This window comes from Kribbella sp. CA-294648, assembly GCF_050943845.1.
Taxonomy (GTDB): Bacteria; Actinomycetota; Actinomycetes; order Propionibacteriales; family Kribbellaceae; genus Kribbella.
Genome location: NZ_CP191981.1, coordinates 7751092 through 7769778 on the forward strand (window position 1 = coordinate 7751092; position 18687 = coordinate 7769778).

Here is an 18687-nt window from a genome sequence, read left to right on the forward strand (position 1 = left end):
CTAACTCGCGAGCGGGTCCGCGGTGCCGGCATCGTCTTGCCCGCCCTCGCCGTCTTGCTGACGCCGAACGATTGCCTCACGGACAGTAGTGGGATCGATGGGGTAGCGGTTCCCGGTCGAGGGGACCTTGATGCCGTGATCGGCGGCCAGAGTCTTGCGCAGCGCGACGCCGGTCAGGGACTGGTACGGCGTCCAGGTCGGGGCGAGCCGCTTGAGCAGGGCGGGCACATCGGCGACCGGGACCGGGTCGTCTCCCAGGACTTCGTCCAGGTCGGCGAGCAGGTCACGGGTCACGATCTCGACTGGTGCCGAGTCGGGCGCGGGCTTGCCGAGCTTGGCGATCGCCTCCAGCGACCGCTTGATGATCGGGGTGACCTGGTCGTTGCCCTTGGACACGTCGAGGTAGTACCACTGCAAGATCTCGGAACGCTCGCCGGAGAACCCCTTGACCACGGCGGTTCCGCGGTCGGTGCCGGGGATCAGCTCGGTTGCCCGGTGCCCGGCTGCATAAGCACCTTGGCCTAGTAGGGCGTCGTTGGCGTGGTGGTCGCCGACCGCGAACGCGATGCCGTTGGAGCAGTTGCGGGTGATGTCACGCGGCATCGAGTCCCGCGTGGGTGCCTGGGTGGAGATGATCATGTGGATACCGCGTTTGCGGCCGAGCTTCACGATCTCCACTGCGAGCTTGGAGATCTCCTTGCCGTAGGTGTCGTCCTTCATCGCCACGTGTGCCTCTTCGAGCAGGCAGATCAGCGGGTGCAGCCCGACACCCGCGGAGGCGAGTTCACGAGTGACGGCAGGGACCTCGAAGTCGATCAGCAGTTGACCGCGCCGCTGAACCTCTTCATGAACGTTCACGAGCTGGTCGAGGATGGCTTTCATGGACTCGTCGTCCGCGCCCATCACGTAGGAGGCGCACCGGGGCTTGAACACCTCGAAGTCAAAGTTCGTGTCCGGCACCCAGATCCGCAGCTCAGCGCTCGGGTCCAGCGCGCAACCGGCCATGATCGCCCGCGCCGAGGCCGACTTGCCCTGACCGGGCATGCCACCGGTCATCGTGTTGCGTTCCATGATCGGCGCGAGCATCGCGTCACCCCGCAGCGTCTTGCCGACCGGAACACCCTTGAACACGTCCACCAGACCATCAGCCAGCAATGGATACGGGCCCGCGCCCTCAGCCAGCGCGCCCTTATCCGCGATCCACAGATCCAGGATTCCGGCCTCGCTGCCGGTGGTCGGCCACACCTCCTTAGCCGCCCGGTGCAGACCGGTAGCCAGGTCGCCACGGCGACGGGCGATCTTCTCCGCCGTCACACCAGCAGGCAACCGGACCACGGCGTGAGTGCCGCGCCCGTCGACGCGGGCCGGGGTGATGAACTGCAACTTGAGCCCGGCTTTCAGGTACTGAGTGATCGCCGGGATCCGCAGCGCCTCCAGCGCCTTCGCGATCGTGGTCTCATCGATCGCCGCATCCCACTCGGCATCAGCGGTCGTGACCAGCCACGCCGGTGGCTCAGCGCGGCGTTTGCCTTCGCGCCAGGCGGCCAGCACCAGCAGGAACGGCAGCGCGATGCTGAACAGTCCCCAGATGAACGCGACCGCAGCGATCATGAACCCGACCACTCCGAAGAACCCGAGCCATACGCCGGTGAACGACCCGTTCCCGGTCGCCTTGGTGAGAATCGCGATCACGAGCACCAGCAAAGGGACACCGACGATCGCCGCAACCGCGACCTTCAGCACGCCCCACGCGAGCTTCGGCAGGTCCATCAGCCTGCGGTGGCGGCGCTCGGTGGCCATCTCCTTGCGGTCGGTCCACTCCTTCAGCTCTCCGCGGTCGCCGACCGCTTCGGCCGCCTTGATCTGACGCCGGTAGGTGCCCATGGTCGAGGCATCCCACAGCCGCTTGCCCCACGACTCCACGCCCTGCACGACGGTGAATGACTCCCGCAGGACGACCTTGCTCGCGGTCTTGGTCTTGTCATGGGTGGACACCTTGACCACCGCACGCTTGGCGACCTGCGTACCGATCACCGCACGCCGCAGCACCAGCGCGCCGCGCGTCTCCAACCGCGCATCGAGGGCAGCCGACTCCTCCTCGGACAGCACCTTCCCCTCGATCACCTCACCGTCCATCACCTCAGGGTCGGCGTTCGGGTCGATCCGCTCGGCAGGCTCACGGACGATGCCCTGAGCAACATCCTGCGGGCGGTCGTCGTTGTGGTTGTCGTTGTGAAGCTTGTGCACGTTGTCCATTGCCAGCGCTCCGTATCCGTCAGGCCGCGATCCGGGCAGGTTCGCCCGTCACAGCCGCGTCGTCAGTCGTGGTCTCGGTCGTATGGGTGGTGAGCTCGGCGCGGACCGCAGCGGCGACCTTGGCCGACAGGCCCGCAGAGCAACCGGTCGCGTGGCGAGCCCATGCCGGCGTGATCTCGTCCGGTGTCGTGCCCGGCTCGACTGCCTTGCGGGCGTCGGCTACGTAGTCGGCCAGCAGCTTGCGACCAGCAGGCTTAGCGGGCTTAGACGCCTTCTTGCGGGGTTGGCTTGGCTTGCGGGGTGCTTTGGTCGCGGAAGCCGTCTCTGTGGCGTCAGGTGCCGTCTGGGGGCCGGTGGTGTCGGCGGGCGGCTCGGTCGCGGCCGGTGTGGTGTCGAGCGGGAGGGATGCCCCCGCCGGGTCGGCCAGCGCGGCAGTCTTCTCGGCTCGCAAGACGGCTTCGGTCAGCCGGTCCCGCAGTACCGGTGCGGTTTCGGCAGCACAGAAGACCAGCAGTGGCGGCACCGAGTGCAGCACGATCCCCGCTACATCGCCGTGCAGGAACGAAGACCAGGTGTTCATTGCGTACGTGGCTGCGAATGCGAACCGCTTCGTTCGCCCGATCCACTTGGTGTGGTCGGCGACCTGGTACCGGGCGGTGATCTGCTCTGCCCGCAGTACCGCGATGAGCACGAGCGACACCATTGGGTCGAGAAGCCAGGCAGCGAACCAGGGCAGCGACCACAGCGCCGCGCCTTGGGCCGCGAACGCCTGAACGTTGACCATCGTGAAGGCCAACCCCAGCACGATGCCAACCCACATGCACCGGTCAACCTGCGTGCGGATCGACTCGACCCGCAGCGCCACAACATCAGGGTGGGTGGACAGCGCCCGGACCTGCGACGCCTCGGCCGCCTGAGTCCGCAACCGGTCCACAGCCGAGTTCTCGGACTTTGCCGGCATTGCGGTCGGGGCCTGCACGAGCGCGCTCATCGGGCCGTCTCCTGACCGTTGATGACATGGCGGGCGTCGGCCAGGAACCCGGCCAGAACCCACAGGTCGCCGTACGCGGTGGCAGCCTCAGCCGAACCGGCCTTGCCGCGCGGGGGCATCCCTCCACAGAGCACGTACTGCGACAGGTGCTCGAACCGCGCGGCCAGCTCGTCACCCACGCCCTCGGTGGAGTCGATGCCGAGCCGGTCGGCCCAGACAGCTTCCAGGCTCACCACATGAGTGCGCTTCATCGCTGGACCTCCTTCAGACCGGTGTGGCCCTGGCCAGAGACCGCGGCCTGGGCAGCCGACAGGCACTCACCGACCCGGCGCGCGTGCTGCCCAGCCAAAAGCAGCGCGTCTACGGCCTCGGTCACGCTGGCGGCCGGGTCGCCCCGGTCGTCGAACACCTCATGTGTGGTCAGGGACCGGACCAGCCCCGCGCCGAGCTGGCGCGTCAACTGCTCCAGCCCGAACCCGGCATGCTGCAAGCTGCCCAGCACCTCATAAGCCAGCGGAGCAGGCAGGGTCCGAGACAGCGTCTGATGGTTCAGAGACCGGATCGCCTCAGTCGCGGCGTCAGCAGCGGCGACCAGATCAGTGGCGCTCATGCCGCGTCCTCCGTCTCCCGGTCGCGGTCGGCCAGCTCGCGGCCGATCTCCAGCACGCGGCGCTGCGCCCGGCGAACCCGACGTCGGTCCAGCGCCGAAGCGGCCGGACCCGCGTTGATGTACGAGATCTCGGTGTCCAACAGCTCCAGCTCGGCCGCGATCAGCGGCCACTCACGCTCAATCGCCGCCAGGTCAGCGGGAGTCGGCTCCTCGCTCGGGACGGCGGAAAGGTGGATGATGCTCATGGGTTCGTGCTCCTTCAGAAGTGGACTAGTGCGACCCAGACGCCTCGGTGGGTGCCTCCACCGGGGCGTCGTTTGCGTCGCGGGCTCTCAGAAACCGGCTTGGCCGACGACGCAGCGTTACTGATGCGATGAACCTAACCCGCAGAATTTCTGCGTGTCAAGCACGTATCGCAGATACCCTGTGACCGGTAGAGTGCTGCTACCAACAGTGGGTTTGAGACGGGAGCACACATGACTGGGCAGTTCGGACTTTCGGTCCGCTTCACGCTGAAGGCAGGAGCTGCAGCGGAGTTCGACGCGCTCGTGGCCGAGACGCTGGCCGGAATTAGGGAGTCAGAGCCGGGCACGCTGATCTACGTGAACCACGTGGTCGAGGGCGAGCCGGACCTGCGCATCTTCTACGAGCTGTACCGCGACCGCGAGGCCTTCGATGAGCACGAGCGGCAGCCGCACACCCGCAAATTCCTTGCGGGCAGGGAAGCGCTGGTCGATCACGTTGAGGTCGATTGGCTGACAGCCGTCGATGGGAAGGGCTATGCGCAGAGTGACTGACCAGAAGATCTTCGGAGCGCGCGTTGCCGCACTCCGGAAGGAGCGAAACCTCTCGCAGAAGGACCTTGGGGCCGAGCTCGGCAGGTCCGAGTCCTGGGTATCCCAGGTCGAGCGCGGGGTCTTGCCAGTGGAGCGGCTATCAACGCTCCAAACGCTGGCGAAGGCACTCGACGTGTCAGTACTGGACCTACGCTCCGACGCAGCCGAGCCTGCCGAGGACAGGCCGACCGAGCCAAGTGGCGCCCTTGACGGCATCCGCCTGGCGCTGACTGGCTACCCCGGGATCGCAACCCTGCTTGACGACTCGACACCGACCGACGAACGGCCGGTTGAGGAACTGCGGCAGCACGTTGCCCGACTGTGGGAACTAGCTCATGCGTCGGCCTTCAGTGAGATCGGCGACGAGCTGGTCACACTCATTCCGATGCTCGAACGCCGCGTTCGACGGAGCACAGCGACCGACGCCGAACACGAGGTCTTAGCCCAGGTCTACCAAGTCACAGCGGCCGTGCTCGAACGGCAGGACGAACCGGATGCGGCCTGGGTTGCGTCCGACCGTGCCATCGCTGCCGCGGGTCGATCCGGCCAACCTCTGGAAGTGGTGGCCGGCACGTTCCGGCTGGCTCACACGTTCCTGCGCGTGCACCGGCCAGAGCAAGCCGAGTACGCGGCATCCGAGGCGATCCGAGCACTCCAGCCGCGACTCGATGACGGGTCGTTGAGCATCGAGGGCAAGTCGCTCTACGGGGCCTTGCACCTCGTCCGTGCAGTGATCAGCTCACGGGAGGGAGACAGGAGCTCCACGCATAGGTGGCTTGACCAGGCTCGGGCTGTTGCTGCAGAAGTCGGGCCCGGCAGGAACGATTTCGGAACAGAGTTCGGTCCGGCCAACGTCGAGATTCACGCCGTCACCGCGTCGGTTGACCTCGGCGACGCTGGAATGGCCTTGGACCTGGCCGACCAGATCGACAGCAGCGCACTCTCGGCAGAACGTCGGAGTCGCCTGCTACTCGACAAGGCCCGCGCCTACACCCAACGGCGACAAGTGGGCGAAGCCGTCTCCGCCCTCCTTGAAGCAGAGGAACTCGCGCCGGAGCAGATCCGGTCACATCCCCTGGCTCGCCAGGCGATCCGTGACCTCATCCAGATAAGCCGACGCACACCCGCCGATCTACAGGACCTTGCTCAGCGGGCAACGGTTGCGTAGAGGGAGTTCCCCACGCGAACGGCAGCGGCCCACCCCAGAGGGGCGGGCCGCCACCGAGCGGTCACGATTCCGCTAGCTCCCGGCGCTGCGACCCTGCCGGTCGCGAGGACCGGAGGCACGATTCTCAATCATCGCTAAAACCGCCAAGAATTGAGAAGGACGTGACTTGCCTAAGCGTCAGTCGGTTACCACGGGCCTGTAGGTCGCCCTGCACTGAGACTCTTAGTCCTCTTTGGTGCGCTCTTACCGCCTCGCGATAGTCCTGCGGAGTCAACTCTATTCGACAGCGACGTGTTTTTCCGCTGTCATCTATGGCACCCTCAATCACAATCGCACCAGGGCGACCGATCGCGCCAGTCCGGGCAAGCCTGACAACCAACCCTTGGGCGGTGACTCCCGTGCGAGATTGGGTCGTGCGCAGGTATTCAGCCGCGCTGATGAATACTTCCTGCTGACGAGGTGTCACTCGAATAGGTGATAGATGGCGGAGCCCAGGGCCACCGAGCGGGGACTGTGAAATCCTTAAGCTATAACTATCGCGATCAGGCCCGCCGAGTTGTCCGAGCGCCTCGAGCTCAGTAGCGTTGATCAACGGCCGCTGAGTGCTGGCGCTGAAGACTTGGTAGCCGCTACCGCCAGCTATTACCGTCTCGGCAAGGTTTTGAGCACCTAGTAGGGCATTGTGGATTCTAGTGGTAATGCGACGACCGAAAGGCTGCGGCGGTACATCGACAAGGGGCTCCTGTCGTGGACCTGGATCGGACGCTTCCGCCAAGGGAATCGCCATCGTCAAAATGAAACTCCCGGACTGAGTTCCAAGACGGGAATAATTTCCGTACCACTCAGCGCGCTGAGGGCGTCTGACTGGCAGGACTAATTGGGGCAGTTCGATAGAAGCGGCAGACCCGATAATGAGCCGACGTATCGAGTCAACTGCCGCTGTGGCGAGTCTAAGCGGGGCCTCTCCATTTGGCGCATCCGGCGTCAATCTCACGGCGACGGTATCCGAGCCGCCATAGGTAATGTCGTCGACCACTTCATCTAAGAGTCGATACTCGACATACGCAATCGCTCGGAGTGCGTCTGTGATGACGGCCTCCAGGCCGTCTAAGTCATCGCTTTCTGGCACGACAACACGGATTCCGGATCTACGCCATCCGGGCGGAGTGATCCACATAGCGGCACCACGATTTGCCCTAGCCAGGACCCACCCGGTGTTGACTAGGTACTGACGCAGGTCGGAAAGCGTCGGCAGAGCGCGACTGGTTCCCCGGGCACCGGCGGCCCGTTCAGTCATCGCTCCTCCCAAGGATCTACATCCGGTACCGGTGTGGTGCGATTGACTCCGTAGGTCTCCAGCATCCTGTGCAGGCCCGGTGGATCAACCGTGTTCTCTGCGGGGAGGTACACAACCTGCCGACCGGTGTTGGTGGTTGGCGACTTGCCTTCTAGCGACGTCCAGCGTGCTTCACCGACGAGCAACGTGCCGTGCTCTTCGAGGCGAATCCTGTCGGCCGAGTCGCGGACTTCGATAACAACAAGGACACGCCGAGTTGCATGATTCGTCCGTCGCAGCAGGTCGTAGGTCTTGATATCGAGATCGTACGCAAACGTCCCATCAGGCAGTCTGCGCAGGCTTTGGGTCGTCTTGACCTGAGCCCAGACGGTAGGGCAGTAGGTACCGTTGACCTCGCCGTTTTTGGTTAGCCCGACGTCCCACTTGATGAGGTCTCTCGTATCTCCGGGGCCATGGGCGAGGTTGGATCCCGCTGCGACAGCGCGCAGCCAGGTTTCACCGAACTCACCCTGAAGGGTGTTCGCATCGTTGTCGTTGTCTTCCCCCACCCCGTCATCGTCCTGGAGTGAACGGGCAGGCGGAAGGGGTGGTGCCGTTCCGTAACCGTTCTTGCGAAACCAACAGCCATCGAGGCGGAGTGCGCGTGCAAGGATGATCCGATGCATGAGCCCATACCCGTCGATGTGCAGCCTGATCTGCTCGATTGGATTACCGCCGTAGGTACCGGAGCGGCGACCTTACTCGCCGCGACCGCTATAGGGATGCAACTGCGGGACTCGCGACGGCGCTTCGCGGAGGGCGTCAGCACCTGGCTCGTCTTGCGGGAGGAGGAGGCTATCCAAGTAGTCATGCACAACGCGGGCACTGCGCCGGCCTACGACGTGTTGGCAACTGCTTGGGCCCAGGGAGCGACGCTGGCAGCCGCCGAAACCACCGTCTTGCAGCCAGGCACAACCACAGTGACCACCTTGTGGAGGTGGATTCCGGGGATTCGCGATGCCTTCGAGCCGCCGACGGTTGACATCCTCTTTCGGGATCCCGCAGGACGTGCATGGACGCGCGAAGGAGGCGGCAGGTTGCGCCGAACCAGGCGCCGATACTCACTCACGGAGAAGTGGATTCAGGTCTTGGGCCAGACGAGAGATCCTTCGGAAGGTCTCCAATGGGGCACCTCGCACGAGCGATAAGACGGCACCGCGCGGCGGCAATGACCTAGGCGGCGAGACCGCTGACGGCGTCCGGGTCCCAAGTACGTCCCAGAGCACCGACTCGTAGCCACGTTTCCGCAGGTCAGAGCACTTGCCGCGGATGGGCTGTAAATCTGTCGGCTTATGCCTACGCAGGTTCGAACCCTGCACCCGCCACAGGAGCAAAAACAGCCCCTGACCTGGACTCCAGGTCAGGGGCTGTTTCGTTGTGGGGTTAGAGAGTCGCTGGGGTTGGTTGGAGGGCGCCGTTCCATTGCCAGTGGGTTACTCGGGGGAGGCCGGGGAGGGCGTGGCGGCCGGTGCACCAGAGGAGGGTGGTGCCGGGCGGGTGGCCGGTCGGGGCGTCGGGGAACAGGCGGGCCAGGGTTTGGGCGGCGAGGTCGTCGGGTGGGGTCCAGTGAAGGCCTAGTGACCGGGTGATGTCGTGGCCGTGGACCAGCAGTTCGGTAGCGCCCATCGCGGCGAAGCCGGTGCGGTCCGAAGTGCCCCACGAGTGGAACGCCCGCGCTCCCGGGCCGGTCACTCTGACCATTGTCGCGAGCATCGATGCGGCGATCTGGACTGCCTCGAAGGCCGCCGGTACGTCGGCCTCTGGGTGGATACCGGCGCGAAGCCCGATGTACCGATCTACCGGCCGCACGATCAGCAGGCCGGCGTAGCCGGTGACACCGTGGACGATGTGGTCGAGCATCTCGCGGCAGGTCCAGTCGGTGTCGCCTGCTCCCACCTGCCAGTCGCGGTGGACCTGATCCGATAGCACCGAGAGCGTTGCCTCGGCGGCAGCCAGCGGCAGGTCATCCCACTCGACGCTCACTCGTCACCAGCCTCGTCGAGGACCAGCGGAAGGCCGAGGCTTGCGAACATCGTCCGGTCCTCCATCACCTCGAGATGGCGAACACCGCTCGGCGAGACGGTCAGTACGTCGATATTCGTCGCGCGATGCCCACCATCCTCTTGGAGCTGGTAGACGGCAAAACCCGGCCTGCCGTCCACGGTGATCGGAACCATCCGGCACCTGCCGAAGCCGGGGCACTGGGCGACGAAGCGGGCGATCTCGTCCCGTCCGACCACCCGGCTGGTGGGCAGCGGGCGGTCGCAGACGGCGTCGTCGGCCAGCAGCGTCACCAGGACGCTGACGTCGCCGGCCTCGATGGCGTGCGCGTACTGCTCGAGCAACTGGCGCTCGGCGGTGTCCGGCCCCGGTTCCGACTGCTCGCCCGCCCGGGCGTCGGCCAGTTGTTCACGGGCCCGCCGCAACATGCTGTAGACGGCGCTGGCCGACATCCCGAGCAGATCGGCGATCTCGATCGCCTGCCAACCGAGCACGTCGGCCAGCACCAGCACGGCACGCTGGCGCGCGGTGAGATGGCGCCACGCCACCAGCAGGGCTCGCTTGCTGTCTTCCCGCGCGCCCAGGATCGCGGCCGGGTCAGCTTCGGCTGGACCTCCTGCGGCGGACCACTCCGGCACGGTCTCCTTGGCGGCGTCGCTGTCAGGGAAGCCGGTCGGCAGCGGGATCCGGCCGCGCCGTTCGAGCGCGGTCAGGCAGACATTCGTCGCGATGCGGTACAGCCAGGTTCGAACCGAGGACCTGCCCTCGAAATCCGCACGCGCCCGCCAGGCGCGCAGAAAGGTCTCCTGCACCTGGTCCTCGGCGTCGTGCCGGCTGCCGAGCAACCGCTGGCAGTGGGCCAGGAGCTCCGCCCGGTACGGCGAAGTCAGCGCGGCGAACTCTGCCTCGCCCAGCCGCTCCCACACTCGTTCAGCCGACCCACCCGCTTCGACTACCTCTGCCACGCGATCACCTTCCTCGTCGGCCGACGGTCGCCGGCACCCGAGAGGTAGACCAGCCGCACCCTGGAAATTCGTCGCGGCCCCGGCCCTCACCCGCCGCGACGAATCCGCACCCGCGCCCTGGTCAAAGCTACGTGCTAGAGACAACGAAAGACCCTGTGTCCACGACGGCCCAGCCCGATCCCCGGCGGTGGAAGGCGCTGGCGCTGCTGTGCACCGCGTACTTCATGATCATCGTCGACTCCCAGATCGTCCTTCTCGCCCTGCCCTCGATCGAGGCCGACCTGGGCCTCGGCCTGCGGTCCTCGCAGTGGGTCATGAGCGCCTACCTGCTCACCTTCGGCGGCCTGCTCCTGTTCGGCGGCCGGACCGCCGACCTCCTCGGCGGCCGTCGCATGTTCCTGGTCGGCACTGCCCTGTTCCTCGTGGCTTCGCTCGCCTGCGGGCTCGCTTGGTCAAGCGGCGTCCTGGTCGGGGCCCGGGCAGTACAGGGCGCCGCGGCGGCCATCATGGCCCCCACCGCGATGGCCGTCCTGATGTCCACCTTCGCCGTCGGCCCCGAACGGAACCGGGCCGTGGGTATCTGGACCGGCGTCGGGGCCTTCGGCGCCACCGCCGCCCTGCTGATCGGCGGTCCCATCACGGAAGGCCTGGGCTGGCCCTGGATCTTCCTCATCAATCTGCCCCTCGCGCTCATCGTCCTCGTCGTCGGCCCCCGGCTGCTGCGCGAGACCCCGGTGTCCCCCGGCCGGCGCTCCTACGACCCGCTCGGCGCTGTCACGATCACGATCGCCCTCGGGCTGCTCGTCTACGGCGTGGTCGAAGCTCCGGAGGCCGGCTGGGGATCCGCTCAAACGCCACTCCTGCTCGGTGCCGCTGTTGCCCTGCTCGCGACGTTCGTCCTCATCGAACGCAAGACCAAAGCTCCGCTTGTGCCGCTGCGGATCTTCCGCTCGACGGCCTTGGTGGGCGGCAACCTGATGACCCTGCTCGTCTCGATGACGATCTATGGCGGGGCCCTCATGATGTCCGTGTACGCCCAGCAGGTGCTCGGCTACTCGGCTGTCCGGTTCGGGCTCAGTACTGCGGTCTACGCCTTCGCTTCGGTCGTCGGTTCCAACCTCGCCGGACCGCTGACCACCAGGTTCGGCTACCCGAAGGTCGCGATCGGTGGCGCGACGGCTCTCGCCTCGGGAGCTTTCTTGCTGTCGCGGGTATCGGCCGGCGGCAGCTACTGGGTCGACTTCTTCCCGGCCATGGTCGTGTTCGGTGCGGGCATCGGCGTCACGGTCGTCGCCTCCGCCATCGCCGCACTGTCCAGCGCCGCACCGGCCGAAGCAGGCCTGGCCTCGGGGATCAACAACTCGGTGTTCCAGGTCGGCGCGGCACTTGGCATCGCGCTGTGCAGTTCCGTGTCCGTCGCGAACGACGGAGCCGGTCTGATGGCGGGCGTCCGAGCGGCCTTCCTGGCCTGCCTCGTCTTCGCCCTGCTGTGCCTGACCGTCGCGGCCGTCCTCGGGCTTGTACGCCGCCGGCAGCGCGCACAGTAGTCGTGCGTCAGACGACCTGGAGTGCCGTATTACGGGGAATAGTGGTGGGATAGCGGAGGTTGGTCGTTGAGTCGGGGTTGGCTTATGAGCGAGGAGACTGCGGGCGATGAAACCCACCGAGTTCGTCAAGGTGAACAGTCAGTTCTGGGGGGAGCACCTCAAGGGCGTTAGTGGGCATTTGCCGGTCAGTCACTCGCGGGAGCTGGTTGGGCCGTTGCTGTATCCGCGGCAGCTGGTGCTGACCGAGACGCCGGACTGGAACATCCTGGAGCTGGTCGGGGTGACGCGGGAGTACCGGTCGCTCGAGGTGCGGCGGCAGAAGGCCGCGGGGATCGACGAGTACTTCGGGGCGACGGGTGCCGGCAAGCCTGTGGTGCGGCTGCCGAACGAGAGCCTTTACCAGGACACCACGATCGCCACGGAGTACGGGAACGGCGTGCTGGCCGCGGGGTTCCCGACGGCTCAGCGGCTGACCTTGTCCGAGCTGGTCGGTACTGCGGACATCGGTGACGGGCAGTTGCTCAAGTTCGCGCCGGGCAACTACACGGCGCTCCAGCGGGTGCTGCTCACCTCCAGCCTCGGTACGTCGGTCCGGGTGCACTGGGCCTTCCTCGCGATCGCGATCCACCGTTCTGAGCCGGCCGACAAGTACCGCGACTTCCTGCAGGGGCTCGTCAACGCGGCACCGCACCTGGACCCGGTCGGGACGGCCGCGGTTCCGCGGGGTGGGGTCGAGAAGTTGCTCAAGGCAGCTCCGTTCGCGAGCACCTACCAGCACGCACTGGGCAAGACGACCGTCGGCGACTTCCTGCAGCAGCACGAGGAGGTCCTGCTGGCCGCCTTCGACGCGACCCAGCTGATCCGCGAGCCGGTCCTCGACGGCCAGGACAGCTCGCCCGACTTCATCCTGGAGCGGTCCGACGGCACCCACATCCTGGGCGAGCTGGCGTTGCCGTTGCTGGAGACCGCGAAGGACGGCAAGAAGCGCCGCCGGTCGATCGCCACGCAGGACGGGGCCGCGCGCCTGGCGCAGTACGGGGAGTACTTCGGGAGCGCGGAGAACCGTGAGTTCGCGAAGACGAAGTACGGCGTCGAGATCAGTGAGCCGCGCAAGGTGCTGGTGACCGGCAACCAGGATCTCACCACGATCCCGGAGAGCAAGACGCCGCTCGAGCTCGTCGACTACGACACGCTCCTGCGCCTGTCCCTAGCCCCGAAGGCCGCAGCAGCGCCCACGGACGCCATCTCGTCGGTGACGATCCTGGGAAAGCAGTAGGACTCAGTTAACCAGCGCGAAGAGGGTGCTGGGGAGGATCGAGAGGACTACCGCGGCACCGGCGCACAAGGAGATGACGCCAACCGCCGGGGACTCGATATCGGTTGAGAACGGGTCGTCGGCGGGCAGCCGGAAGAGTTCGGCGATCCAGCGCAGGTAAACCGCCAGGCCGATCATCACGTTCACCGCCATCACGACGGCGAGCCAGCCGTAGTGGGCGTCGATGACGGCCTGGAAGGCGGCGAACTTGGTGAACAGGCCGGCCAGCCCCGGTGGCAGCCCGGCCAGCACGACCAGGAAGAAGACGAGCGCCACGCCAAGGCCGGGCTCCGAGCGGACCATGCCGCGGTAGTCCTCCAGATACAGCCCGCCCGGCCGGTGACGCTGGACCACCGCGACCGCGCCGAAGGCGCCGAGCGTCACCACCACGTACGCCGCCAGGTAGCCCACGACCGCCTGCGCGTCCCCCACTGCCAGGGGAGCCAGCAGGAACCCGACCTGGCCGATCGACGACCAGGCGAGCAGTCGCACGGCCTCGCGTTGCCGCAGCGCGGCCAGGTTCCCCACTGTCATCGTCACCGCTGCAAGTACCGCGACGACGATCTGCAGGTCCGACCCCGACGGGGCGATGCCGAAGGTCACCAGGACCAGCAGCCCGGCCACACCCGCCGACTTGGAGACGACGGCCAGGAAGGCGGTCACCTCGACCGGCGCACCGGAGTACGTGTCCGGCAGCCAGCCGTGGAACGGGACCGCCGCGATCTTGAAGGCGAAGCCGACGATCACGAAGAGCCCGGCGGCAAAGGCCACCCGCCGCAGGTCCGGGTCGATGACCGGCAGCCGGGTCGCGATCGTCTGCAGGTAGAGCGAGCCTGTCACGCCGTACAGGTAGGAGATGCCGAAGAGCATCACGGATGTCGACAGCACCGACACCAGGAAGGCTTTCAGGGCCGCCTCGGAGCCACGCCGGTCACGCCGCAGCGCGACCATCGCGAAGCTCGGCAGCGAGACCACTTCCAGGGCGATGACCACCGTCGCCAGGTCGCGCGCCCCGGCCAGCACGGTCGCTCCGACCAAGGCGCTGAGCAGCAGGAAGTGGTACTCCCCCACCGGGATGTCCGCGGACAGCAGCCGGTACGCCGAAAGCCCGACGACCCCGAGCCCGCCGATGAGCAGCACGGCCCACAGCCCGATCGTCAATGGTTCGAGCACCAGGCTGCACTCCGCCGGACCCTCGACCGCGAACCGGCAAAACGCCGGCTTGAACCCGTCCCGCTGCACCACCACGAAGGCGAGCCCGAACAGGATCACGCCACCGGTGATCAGCGTGATCACGGTGTGCTTGACCTGCTTCGTGCCGGTGGTCCAGAAGCCGTCGATCAGCAGTACGGCGACAGCGCCGAGCGCCAGTACCAGCGGTACGGCGGTCGCCTGCCAGTCGGTCCAGGTGATCGTCATAGGAACGTCCAGTAGTCGAGCAGGAACGGTGGCCAGACGCCCAGGAAGACGGTGAGCACGACCAGCGGTGACCAGGTGATGAGCTCGATCCGGCTCACGTCCACCGCGAAGGCAGTGGCCGGATGCTCGGCCGGGTCACCCTGGCAGAGCTGCCGGATGAGCTTGAGGAAGTACGCCGCGGTCAGTACCGCGCCCAGGCCGGCGATCACCATCAGCACCAGGAAGGTTGTGCGGGGCAACGAGTCTGCGGGGTGATAGGCGCCGAGCAGGATCAGCATCTCGCCCCAGAACCCGGCCAGTCCCGGCAGCCCGAGCGACGCGAGACAGGCGAAGGTGAGGAGCCCACTGATCCGCGGCAACCGCGCGTACAGGGCCCGGCCGATCGCGCGCAGGTCGCTGGTGTCGTGCCGGTCCTTGATCGCCCCGGCCAGGAAGAACAGCAGGCCGGTGATGATGCCGTGGGCAATGTTCGCGTACATCGCGCCCGCCAGCCCCTCGGGCGACATCGTGGCGATGCCGAGCCCGATGAAGCCCATGTGGCCGACGCTCGAGTACGCGATCAGCCGCTTGACGTCCGTCTGCGCCAGACAGGCGAGCGACCCCGCGACGATGGCGACGGTCGAGAAGCCGGCCAGGTACGGCGCGATGGTGGCGGTCGCGTCGGGCAGCACCGGCAGCAGAATCCGGATCATGCCGTAGCTGCCGAGCTTCAGCAGCACCCCGGCGAGCAGTACCGAGCCGACCGTCGGCGCCTTGGCGTGGGCGTCGGGCAACCAGATGTGCAGCGGCCACAGGGGCATCTTCACCGCGAGCCCGAGCGCGATCAGCACGGCCGCGATCAGCGCGATCCCGTGCCCACCGGCGATCGGATTCTGACCCAGTACTTCGAGGTCGAAGGTGCCCGCCAGCCGATGCACCAGCAGGAAGCCGAGCAGCATCAGCGCCGACCCGAACACGGTCATCAGCACGAACGTGGTCGCCGCGCGACGCCGCCCCTCCCGGTCGTGCTCGTCACCCCAGATGTCGATGACCAGCCACATCGGGATCAGCACGACCTCGAAGAACAGGAAGAACAGCACCAGGTCGAGCGCCGAGAAGGTGCCGATGACACCGGTCTCGATGACCAGCAGCAACGCGATCAGGGAGCGGGTGCGGCCGGCGCGCGGGGTGATGCGCAGGGAGTACAGGCAGCAGAGGAAGACGAGCAGCGCGGTCAGCACGATCAGCGGCATCGAGATGGTGTCGACGCCGAGATGGAACCGCACGTCCAACTGGGGAATCCACGAGACGTCGGTCTCGGCGTACGCGTTGATCTTGCCTGGCAGCGTCCGCGGCAAGTCAGCTGTCACGGCCAGGCCGAGCACCGGATTGCCGCGAGGCCGCAGCATGTCCCACCAGAGCACGGCCGAGCCGATCAGGACGATGCCGGAGACGACGGACCCGACAATCGCAGCCACCCGATCGCCGGTGTTCGCGGGCAACGCCCAAAGGATCGCCGCGGCCAGCGCCGGTACTGCGAGCAGCGCGATCAGCAAGGTGCTCATGAGCCGATCACCCCCGCCACGATCGCGAGCGCGACCGCTCCGACCACCGCGGCCGTCAAATAAGTCTGCACATTGCCGGTCTGCAACTTCCGGAACCCAGCCGATGCCAGTACGCCGGCCCGCCCGGTCGCCCGCACATAAGCCCCGACCACATCCCGATCGCCACCGACCGCCAACTTGGCCAGCCACTGCACCGGTACTACGGCCAGTCCCTGGTACGCCCGATCCACGCCGAACTCTCGTTCCAGGAAGACCGGTCGCGGATCAGCACCCCGTTGCCACAGCGAGTACGCCGGGAGCGCGCCGAGCACCGCGAGCACGGTCGTCGCCAACGCGATCGGCCAACTCAGGTGAGCACCGTCGGCGTACCCGAGCCCGACAGCGCCGAGCGCCAGGATGATCAGCGGTGCGAGCATCAGCCAGGAGCCGTCCCGGAGCTTGCTGGTGTCCGGCTCCTCGAGGTCCGCCATCGGGTCGTCGTCCTCGAACGCGCCGAGCGCGCCGGCCAGCGCCGGAGTACGGAAGAAGACCCACAACCAGAGTCGGACGCAGTAGAAGGCAGTGAGGGCAGCCGTCAGGCCGACGGAGACGAGCACGACCCAGCCGATCGCCGAGCCGTCGCGGGCGTGATGCCAGGCGGCCTCGACGACGGAGTCCTTGGAGAAGAAGCCGGCGAAACCCGGTACTCCGGCGAGCGCGGCCAGGCCGACCGTCATCGTGACGAAGGTGACCGGCATGCGTTTGCGGAGCGCGCCTCTGCGCGTGTAGCGGCGCAGTACGACGAAGGCGGCGCTGCCGACCTGATGCAGGAGGACACCTGCGCAGAGGAAGAGGAGGCCCTTGAACGCGGCGTGGGTGAGCAGGTGGAAGAGCGCGGCGTCGCGGCCGTCGTGGGTGCCGAGCGAGAGCGCGGCGAACATGATCGCCAGCTGGCTCACGGTCGACCAGGCCAGGACGCGCTTCACCTCGACCGCGGCCATCGCGCAGAACGCGGCGAAGAGCATCGTCACGCAGGCGATCACGGCCAGCACGGTCAACGTCGCCTCGGCGGCAGCGAAGACGTCGTACAGGCGGGCGATCAGGAAGACGCCGGCGGCAACCATCGTGGCGGCGTGGATCAGCGCGCTGACCGGGCTCGGGCCGGGCATCGCGTCCGGGAGCCAGGTCTGCAACGGCACCTGCGCGGACTTGCCGACGATGCCGACCAGGATCAGCAGCGTTCCGGTGGTGAGCAGACCGGGCGAGATCGGTCGGGTGCCCAGCTCCGAGATCGTGAAGGTGCCGTAACCGAGACCGAGGACGAAGATGCCGAACAGGAAGCCGACATCGCCGAGCCGGGTCATCAGGAACGCCTTCATCGCGCCGGAGCGGGCGTCGCGGCGCTCCCAGTAGTGGCCGATCAGCAGGTACGAGCAGGCGCCCATCAGTTCCCAGCCGATCAGCAGCAGGAACAGGCTGTCGGAGACGACCACGGTGACCATCGACGCCGTGAAGAGGGTGACCAGGGCCGTGTACGACGCGACACGTTCGTGCAGGTAGCCGATCGAGTAGAGCTGCACGCAGGCGGAGACGACGCCGACGATCGCCAGCATGAAGACGGTCAGGTCGTCGGTGCGGACGCCGTAGCTGAGGAAGACCTCGTTGCCGACGAAGGTGCCGCCGAAGGTGGTCTGCTGGGGGTCCACGCCGTACAGCAGGCCGGCGGCCAGGACGACGAGCAGGGAGAAGCCGACGCCGATCACGCGCCATGCGGTGGCGATCACCGCTCGGCGCCTTTCTCTACGGCGGGCTGGTCAGCGTCTTGTTCGAGGAGGTCCCGGGCGGCGTCGGCGTCGACGTGGCCGTGACCGCGGAACAGCAGCAGCACGATCGCCAGGCCGAGGCCGATCTCGGCCGCGGCGATGGTGATGACGAAGACCGCGAGGGTCTGCCCGGTGGCGAGTCCGTCGACGTGCCAGGCATCGAAGGCGACCAGGTTCAGGGTGACCGCGTTGAGCATCAGCTCGAAGGACATCAGCATCGTGATCGCGTTGCGGCGCGCCAGTACGCCGTACACGCCGATGCAGAACAGCGCGACGGCCAGCAGCAGCGGGACGATCAGCGGCATCAGTCGTCGGCCTTCTTCCCGGTGCGCTGGGACAGGACGATCGCGCCGATCAGGGCTGCGAGCAACAACACCGACAGGACCTCGAAGGGCAGGACCCAGGTGCGGAACACCGCCGTACCGACGGCTTCGGCCGAGCCGTCCGGGACGGGCTTGATCTTCTCGTTGCCGAAGGCAAGCACTATGCCGATGCCGAGGATCAGAGCGAAGACGAGGGAGACCACGGCGGCGAAGGGGCTGCGGCGGGTGGTCAGCGCGGGCAGCGGGTTGGTCGGGGCCTTGGTCAGCATCAGGGCGAACAGGACGAGGACGACGATCGCGCCGACGTACACGAGGATCTGGACCAGGGCGACGAACTCGGCGTGCAGGGCGCCGAAGCAGCCGGCGATGGCGCCGAGCGCGACGACCAGCCAGAGCGCGGCGTGCACGATCCGCCGGGACGTGACGACCACGACCGCCGCCAGCAGCGCCACCGCCCCCGCGATGGAGAAGAGCGCAGTGGTCACGCCTCGTCCTCCGCCGCCGGCTTCGGCGCCGACTGCGGTTGCGGCGCCGGCTCTGGGGCCGGCTCGATGACCGAGGGGCCGGGGTCGAT

17 protein-coding genes are annotated in these 18687 nt (G+C 67.1%); 4 read left to right on the plus strand and 13 right to left on the minus strand.

All coding sequences use genetic code 11. The features are described 5' to 3' along the window. From ACQPYM_RS37010 to ACQPYM_RS37030, 5 genes are read right to left on the minus strand one after another with little or no spacing between them, the layout of a single operon-like run. Positions 1 to 2256, minus strand: a complete 2256-nt coding sequence (locus ACQPYM_RS37010; RefSeq protein WP_433010315.1) for a cell division protein FtsK — start codon at positions 2254 to 2256, stop codon at positions 1 to 3. A gap of 19 nt (positions 2257 to 2275) precedes the next feature. Then, positions 2276 to 3247 carry a hypothetical protein gene (locus ACQPYM_RS37015; protein ID WP_433010317.1) on the minus strand — a complete coding sequence of 324 codons (972 nt, stop codon included), beginning with the start codon at positions 3245 to 3247 and terminating at the stop codon, positions 2276 to 2278. After that, positions 3244 to 3498: a hypothetical protein gene (locus tag ACQPYM_RS37020; protein WP_433010320.1), complete on the minus strand. Its 255-nt coding sequence runs from the start codon at positions 3496 to 3498 to the stop codon at positions 3244 to 3246. Before ACQPYM_RS37020 ends, ACQPYM_RS37015 begins: the two co-directional genes overlap by 4 nt. Then, entirely contained in the window at positions 3495 to 3857 is a 363-nt protein-coding gene (locus ACQPYM_RS37025; protein WP_433010323.1) for a hypothetical protein, read from the minus strand. Before ACQPYM_RS37025 ends, ACQPYM_RS37020 begins: the two co-directional genes overlap by 4 nt. After that, the gene (locus ACQPYM_RS37030) at positions 3854 to 4102 is read right to left on the minus strand and encodes a DUF6284 family protein (RefSeq protein ID WP_433010326.1); all 249 of its coding nucleotides are present in this window, start codon (positions 4100 to 4102) and stop codon (positions 3854 to 3856) included. The genes ACQPYM_RS37025 and ACQPYM_RS37030 overlap by 4 nt, the downstream gene beginning before the upstream one ends. Positions 4103 to 4333: 231 nt before the next feature. On the opposite strand from ACQPYM_RS37030, the gene ACQPYM_RS37035 reads away from it, so the two are divergent. Continuing rightward, positions 4334 to 4654 carry a putative quinol monooxygenase gene (locus tag ACQPYM_RS37035; RefSeq protein ID WP_433010329.1) on the plus strand — a complete coding sequence of 107 codons (321 nt, stop codon included), beginning with the start codon at positions 4334 to 4336 and terminating at the stop codon, positions 4652 to 4654. After that, positions 4647 to 5861, plus strand: coding sequence for a helix-turn-helix domain-containing protein (locus tag ACQPYM_RS37040; RefSeq protein WP_433010331.1), 1215 nt, complete (start codon positions 4647 to 4649; stop codon positions 5859 to 5861). The genes ACQPYM_RS37035 and ACQPYM_RS37040 overlap by 8 nt, the downstream gene beginning before the upstream one ends. 1293 nt (positions 5862 to 7154) lie before the next feature. Here the strand turns inward: ACQPYM_RS37040 and ACQPYM_RS37045 are convergent. The 3 genes from ACQPYM_RS37045 to ACQPYM_RS37055 all read right to left on the minus strand — a co-directional run bounded on the left by ACQPYM_RS37045 (position 7155) and on the right by ACQPYM_RS37055 (position 10163). Beyond that, on the minus strand, positions 7155 to 7706 hold the full coding sequence (locus ACQPYM_RS37045; RefSeq protein ID WP_433010334.1) for a DUF4365 domain-containing protein: 552 nt from the start codon (positions 7704 to 7706) through the stop codon (positions 7155 to 7157). An 874-nt stretch (positions 7707 to 8580) separates the two neighbouring features. After that, a complete protein-coding gene (locus tag ACQPYM_RS37050) occupies positions 8581 to 9180 on the minus strand; it encodes a hypothetical protein (protein ID WP_433010336.1) in 600 nt (199 codons plus the stop codon). Then, positions 9177 to 10163 (minus strand): RNA polymerase subunit sigma-70, encoded by a 987-nt coding sequence (locus tag ACQPYM_RS37055; protein ID WP_433010339.1) that lies wholly within the window; start codon positions 10161 to 10163, stop codon positions 9177 to 9179. The genes ACQPYM_RS37050 and ACQPYM_RS37055 overlap by 4 nt, the downstream gene beginning before the upstream one ends. A gap of 155 nt (positions 10164 to 10318) precedes the next feature. On the opposite strand from ACQPYM_RS37055, the gene ACQPYM_RS37060 reads away from it, so the two are divergent. Both ACQPYM_RS37060 and ACQPYM_RS37065 read left to right on the plus strand, forming a co-directional pair. After that, positions 10319 to 11710 carry an MFS transporter gene (locus tag ACQPYM_RS37060; protein ID WP_433010342.1) on the plus strand — a complete coding sequence of 464 codons (1392 nt, stop codon included), beginning with the start codon at positions 10319 to 10321 and terminating at the stop codon, positions 11708 to 11710. 106 nt (positions 11711 to 11816) lie between these two features. Continuing rightward, positions 11817 to 12986 carry a hypothetical protein gene (locus tag ACQPYM_RS37065; protein ID WP_433010345.1) on the plus strand — a complete coding sequence of 390 codons (1170 nt, stop codon included), beginning with the start codon at positions 11817 to 11819 and terminating at the stop codon, positions 12984 to 12986. Positions 12987 to 12989: 3 nt separating this feature from the next. Here ACQPYM_RS37065 and ACQPYM_RS37070 read toward each other — a convergent pair whose 3' ends face one another. The 5 genes from ACQPYM_RS37070 to ACQPYM_RS37090 are packed head-to-tail and all read right to left on the minus strand — an operon-like array spanning position 12990 to position 18598. Next, positions 12990 to 14444: an NADH-quinone oxidoreductase subunit N gene (locus tag ACQPYM_RS37070; protein ID WP_433010348.1), complete on the minus strand. Its 1455-nt coding sequence runs from the start codon at positions 14442 to 14444 to the stop codon at positions 12990 to 12992. Next, positions 14441 to 15988, minus strand: coding sequence for a complex I subunit 4 family protein (locus tag ACQPYM_RS37075; RefSeq protein ID WP_433010351.1), 1548 nt, complete (start codon positions 15986 to 15988; stop codon positions 14441 to 14443). Before ACQPYM_RS37075 ends, ACQPYM_RS37070 begins: the two co-directional genes overlap by 4 nt. Further along, entirely contained in the window at positions 15985 to 17751 is a 1767-nt protein-coding gene (locus ACQPYM_RS37080; RefSeq protein WP_433010354.1) for an NADH-quinone oxidoreductase subunit 5 family protein, read from the minus strand. Before ACQPYM_RS37080 ends, ACQPYM_RS37075 begins: the two co-directional genes overlap by 4 nt. Then, positions 17748 to 18095, minus strand: coding sequence for an NADH-quinone oxidoreductase subunit NuoK (gene nuoK / locus ACQPYM_RS37085; protein WP_433010357.1), 348 nt, complete (start codon positions 18093 to 18095; stop codon positions 17748 to 17750). Before nuoK ends, ACQPYM_RS37080 begins: the two co-directional genes overlap by 4 nt. Next, positions 18095 to 18598 carry an NADH-quinone oxidoreductase subunit J family protein gene (locus ACQPYM_RS37090; protein ID WP_433010360.1) on the minus strand — a complete coding sequence of 168 codons (504 nt, stop codon included), beginning with the start codon at positions 18596 to 18598 and terminating at the stop codon, positions 18095 to 18097. The genes nuoK and ACQPYM_RS37090 overlap by 1 nt, the downstream gene beginning before the upstream one ends. Positions 18599 to 18687: the final 89 nt, after the last annotated feature.

Bases quoted from the DNA above. Each gene is read 5' to 3' on its own strand.
- ACQPYM_RS37070 (WP_433010348.1), bottom strand. From the start codon at position 14,444: ATGACGATCACCTGGACCGACTGGCAGGCGACCGCCGTACCGCTGGTA.
- ACQPYM_RS37020 (WP_433010320.1), bottom strand. From the start codon at position 3,498: ATGAAGCGCACTCATGTGGTGAGCCTGGAAGCTGTCTGGGCCGACCGG.
- ACQPYM_RS37015 (WP_433010317.1), bottom strand. From the start codon at position 3,247: ATGAGCGCGCTCGTGCAGGCCCCGACCGCAATGCCGGCAAAGTCCGAG.
- ACQPYM_RS37075 (WP_433010351.1), bottom strand. From the start codon at position 15,988: ATGAGCACCTTGCTGATCGCGCTGCTCGCAGTACCGGCGCTGGCCGCG.
- ACQPYM_RS37010 (WP_433010315.1), bottom strand. From the start codon at position 2,256: ATGGACAACGTGCACAAGCTTCACAACGACAACCACAACGACGACCGC.
- ACQPYM_RS37035 (WP_433010329.1), top strand. From the start codon at position 4,334: ATGACTGGGCAGTTCGGACTTTCGGTCCGCTTCACGCTGAAGGCAGGA.
- ACQPYM_RS37025 (WP_433010323.1), bottom strand. From the start codon at position 3,857: ATGAGCGCCACTGATCTGGTCGCCGCTGCTGACGCCGCGACTGAGGCG.
- nuoK (WP_433010357.1), bottom strand. From the start codon at position 18,095: ATGCCGCTGATCGTCCCGCTGCTGCTGGCCGTCGCGCTGTTCTGCATC.
- ACQPYM_RS37065 (WP_433010345.1), top strand. From the start codon at position 11,817: ATGAAACCCACCGAGTTCGTCAAGGTGAACAGTCAGTTCTGGGGGGAG.
- ACQPYM_RS37030 (WP_433010326.1), bottom strand. From the start codon at position 4,102: ATGAGCATCATCCACCTTTCCGCCGTCCCGAGCGAGGAGCCGACTCCC.